Source organism: Mesorhizobium sp. M7A.F.Ca.MR.148.00.0.0 (assembly GCF_003997735.1).
Classification (GTDB): domain Bacteria; phylum Pseudomonadota; class Alphaproteobacteria; order Rhizobiales; family Rhizobiaceae; genus Mesorhizobium.
The window spans coordinates 1-270 of sequence record NZ_RZTB01000566.1; the positions used below are offsets into that span (position 1 = coordinate 1).

Sequence of the window (270 nt, forward strand, 5' to 3'; positions counted from 1 at the left end):
GAAAATCACCACCCCGGCATGGTCTAAGCCCAAACTGCACGATTGAGCCAGATGGGGCAGATGGCGCTCAGTTTGCCTTCTTGGCCGGTGGGCGTACCGCACCGTCCCTGATCAGCCGGTCGATATGCATGCGGATATGAGCTGCTTCCGCCGCCGTGTTAGCAAGCGCTATGGCGCGGTCGAAGGCGACGCGCGCCTCGTCCCCCCGGTCGAGTTGCATCAAGAGGCCCCCCTTGAGGCCGAAAAAATGGAAATAGCCGGAAAGCCGTT

The 270-nt window shown here is 61.1% G+C and carries 1 pseudogene; it reads right to left on the reverse strand.

Features of this window, described 5'->3' with window-relative positions:
- Positions 1-67 precede the first annotated feature (67 nt).
- Positions 68-270 (reverse strand): annotated as a pseudogene (locus tag EOB49_RS35335) (RNA polymerase sigma factor); the annotation flags it as partial.